Source organism: Mesorhizobium sp. M7A.F.Ca.US.011.01.1.1 (assembly GCF_003998295.1).
Classification (GTDB): domain Bacteria; phylum Pseudomonadota; class Alphaproteobacteria; order Rhizobiales; family Rhizobiaceae; genus Mesorhizobium.
Genome location: NZ_RZRT01000132.1, coordinates 1 through 3,822, shown reverse-complemented (window position 1 = coordinate 3,822; position 3,822 = coordinate 1). Strand labels below are relative to the sequence as shown.

The following is a 3,822-nucleotide window of genomic DNA, read 5'->3' as shown; positions in this document are numbered from 1 at the left end:
CTTCGATTGCAAGCACCTTCGCCAATTCTACTTGCTGACGTTCCGCGAAGCTCAAGGCTTCGACGGTCGCCGACGCGGGAATTTCAACATTGATCTTGCGGAGCTGGTCGCGCGCGGCTGCTTCGAGCTTCGACCATCTGTAGAACCCGCCGCTCTTAGCGGTATGTGGTTTGTCCAGGAAGATATTTTCGGCCACCGTAAGATTTGGGATCAAGGATTGCTCCTGGTGAACCATGCCGATACCGAACCCCACGGCGTTGGCGCTCGATCTGATCTTGACGGGACGACCATCAATCACGAGCTCGCCGGAATCAGGCTGCTCGAGTCCAGCCAGGATTTTCATGAGTGTCGACTTGCCGGAGCCGTTCTGGCCGATTAGTCCGAGGACCTCACCCACCTCGAGATTAAGGCTGACATCGTCTAGTGCTACGACCGGCCCGTAAGTGCGGCGAAGATTGCGGATTTCTAGTAAAGGTGTCATTTCACAACCTGCAGTTTGCCACGAGCGTGCCAGCCAGCGGCCGCAGCGACCGTGATGATAATCGCGCCGCTGATGATGCTGCGTGTGTAGGGCCCAGTACCGAGCTGGATAAGACCGTTGTTTAGAACTTCAAGAAGAAGAGCACCGACAGCTGACTGAAGCGCGCCTCCCTTGCCACCGACCAGGAGCGTGCCGCCGAGAACCGCGGCACTGATGCCCGGAAAGAGCAGTCCCTCGCCAATATTGGCGTTCCCGTTTCCGAGCTGTGCAGACATGAGTATTCCAGCGAGCGCTGCGAAGAGTCCGGAAAGCCCGAAAGCCGCAATTTTGTATCGGGCGATGGGCAGACCGGTCTGCTTGAGAATGCCTTCGTCTCCCCCAATTGCGTAGATCGAGCGGCCAAGAGAAGAATAGTTGAGAATAAGGTAGCCGACCGCCACGCAAACGATGGCAATGTAGACAACCATCGAGAAGCCGCCGAGCCTGAACTGAGCGAGATTCAGCACGGACTCATCATTGATGCGGGGGACAGTATCCGGAAACAGTATCGCCGCGATTCCGAGACAGATGAACCAGCTGCCAAGCGTGACGATCAACGAAGGCATGCGCAGGATAGCGTTCATCGCTCCGTTGGCCACACCGATCATGAGGCCGAAGCCAAGCGCGATTGCAATACCCCAGAGGCCGAGGTCGCTGGAGTTGACACTGTTCAACACAAGGAGTGAGGTTATCATGCTCGACGCTGAGATGACGCCTTCTGCGGAAAGGTCTATGGCTCCCGCGATGATGACGAACGACACCGCCACAGCGATGATCACTGGAATGGCGGCGGCCTCTAGTATCGAGCGAATGTTCTCAACTGACAGGAACGAGTTCGTCACCAATTCGAAAAAAAATGCAAGGACTACAATGGCGAACAGTGGGCCGAGATGGACGAGCCATCTTCCAGGGAGTTTCCCGGCCCTGCCAACTGGTGCCGTCATGTTGCTTGAAAGGATATGTTCGGTCATCTTTTTCATGTCGCCCGTCTGGTTCGGTCCATGTTGGGCCGCGGCCGTTCGTGTCCGCGGCCCCAGAGGCGCTAGCGAACGTTGTTCGCGCCGACGGGAATCTGGCCTTCGGACGTGTCCCAAAGCTTCGATTTTAGATCGGCATAGTCGTAGGACGGCGCGTTCTTCTTGAGTTCGATGAACTTATCGACATTGCTGGCGTCGACAGCCGACTGCTTCATGTAAAAGTCGCGTTGTGCCTGAGGCAGCTTCTCCGGGTCGATGTCGCCCATGGCGGCCGCATAGGCGAGCGCGGCGGTCACCGCACCTTGTAGCGAGGGGTTCTGCCAAACGGTTGCCAGCATGTCGCCCTTCTTAATCAAGTCGAAAGCCACTGCCGAGCCGTCCGAACCGGTCACGAAGATCTTGCCGTTCAGGCCTTTTTCGCGCAGCGCTGCAATGGCCCCGCTCGCCATCGCATCGTTGCCGGCAGCAATTGCCTTCAGTTCGTCGCCGTACTTCGCCAGCCACGTACGGGTAATGCTCTGGGCCTTGATCTCCTGCCATTCGCCGTACTGAACGTCCACGAGCTCGAGCCCGGGACATTCTGCGATCGCCTTTTTCAAGCCGTCGAGGCGCTGGCGCGCAACCGCGCTTGAAGATCCTCCACCGATCGCCGCTATCTTGCCCTTACCGCTCAATGCCTTGCAGATCGCCATGCCGCCGATGTAGCCCGACGCTACGCCGTCAAAGGAATTGTGGGCAACCCAAGTGGCGCTCTGTGTATCCCAAGGGTGAAGTTCCTCCGGGCGGTTCCAGATCGTGACGACCTTGACCCCGGCCCGCGCCGAACGATCCAAGATCGCCTTAGTGAAAGCATTGGTCGAGGGTATTGCGACTAGTGAACACTTGTCGCAGCCGCTGGAGTAAACCGCGGAAAGCTGAGTCAGCAGCTGCTGTCCCTGATAGTTCGCGACGAGCACGACTGCCTCCCTGTTCACTGATTTCGCGACCGACTTCGCCCCCTGCAGAAACTCTGCCCAGTATTCGCTGGCCGTTTCGTCGACTCCCAGGATTATGCGGCCCTCGGCGCTCTGGGCGTGGGCGTTGGTCGCCAGGAGGCCGCAGGCAAGCACGGATGCCGCTGCAATGCCGGACAGACGTCGCAGATGAACGGAAATATTGATTTTCATGTTGCTCTTCTCCAGTTGCACTATTTCGCGCTCCTCCGCTCGAAAGGAGACAAGTTGGACTTCTCACAGGATCAGTTTTCTGCGGGCCGTCGCGATTTAGATTGCAAGAATACTTATAGCTATGCAGAAATTGTCCTCCCGAACAATCCAACAGCATTTTTCGTATCCCGTTCCCATTCTTTTTTTGCTTGTGCACCGTTGCACAAGGGAACCGAGGCGTCAATTGATTTTTTCTCCGGAAGTATTTTTTACGCTTCTCGCGCTGGGGGAGCATGATTCCGCATTATTCGTGATAGAGAGTGCCTCACCAATGTGCGCAGGGGTAGAGTGAAGACAGCATGACCCGGACCACGATCAGAGACGTCGCCAGGCTGGCGGAAGTGTCGCCATCTACAGTGTCGAATTATATGAACGGACGACTGCATCACATGACAGTCGAAACCAAGGCAGCCATCGAGCAGGCGATCGAAAATCTGAACTACCGGCCCAGTAGCGCGGCAAGACACTTTCGAGCCGGACGGGCTCCTTACCTCGGACTGCTCATTCCCACTACCGCCAACGTGTTCTTTGGGGAGTTGGCGCTTGAGGTTGAGCGATCCGCGCGCGCACGGGGCTACAACTGCATTCTCTGCAGCACGATGAACAACGATGTCCTCGAAGACAACCTTTGGAAGCAGATCACTGAACTCGGAATTCAGGGTGTGATTTGCGCCTCCGCTTTCGTCACCTATGCGCAACTTGAGCAGCACCTCAAGCTCGGCATTTCCGTAGTGGCGGTCGACGAAAAGCCTTCCGGAGCACTTCCTGATAACGTCGATTTCGTTTCCGTTGACCACTCGGCCAATGTTGTCATAGCTTTCGAGCACCTCCGCACGCTCGGACATACACGGATCGCGTTCGTCACCGATGGCCACGAAACGGTCTACAGCCGGCGGATGAAACTCCAATCGTTCAAGCGAATCGTGTCCGACGGGGGATATTCGGATTGCCCTGTCATTCTTGTGGAATCGTTGGCGGGGGACATTCCATTCATCAGCACCCAGTACGCGAATATCGGATATGAAGCCGCACGGCAGCTCCTGGATAGTTGGCCGGAGACGACTGCGGTGATCACCTTCACCGACTTTGTAGCTCCGGGGCTTGTGAGAGGGTTCAAGGA

At 56.7% G+C, this 3,822-nt stretch carries 4 protein-coding genes; 1 reads left to right on the top strand and 3 read right to left on the bottom strand.

Annotated features, from left to right (window positions below; translation table 11 throughout):
* The 3 genes from EOA13_RS36640 to EOA13_RS36630 all read right to left on the bottom strand — a co-directional run.
* Nucleotides 1-481, bottom strand: a 481-nt coding sequence (locus EOA13_RS36640) for an ATP-binding cassette domain-containing protein (protein ID WP_164780591.1), incomplete at its 3' end; no start/stop codon positions are given.
* Nucleotides 478-1,500, bottom strand: coding sequence for an ABC transporter permease (locus tag EOA13_RS36635; protein WP_127297990.1), 1,023 nt, complete (start codon nt 1,498-1,500; stop codon nt 478-480). The genes EOA13_RS36640 and EOA13_RS36635, both read right to left, overlap by 4 nt.
* Nucleotides 1,501-1,562: 62 nt before the next feature.
* Nucleotides 1,563-2,663, bottom strand: a complete 1,101-nt coding sequence (locus EOA13_RS36630) for a sugar ABC transporter substrate-binding protein (protein ID WP_127297989.1) — start codon at nt 2,661-2,663, stop codon at nt 1,563-1,565.
* Between the two features lie 338 nt (nt 2,664-3,001).
* Between EOA13_RS36630 and EOA13_RS36625 the strand changes: the two genes are divergently transcribed.
* Nucleotides 3,002-3,822 (top strand): LacI family DNA-binding transcriptional regulator (locus EOA13_RS36625; protein WP_164780589.1); only part of this gene is annotated, 821 nt, incomplete at its 3' end.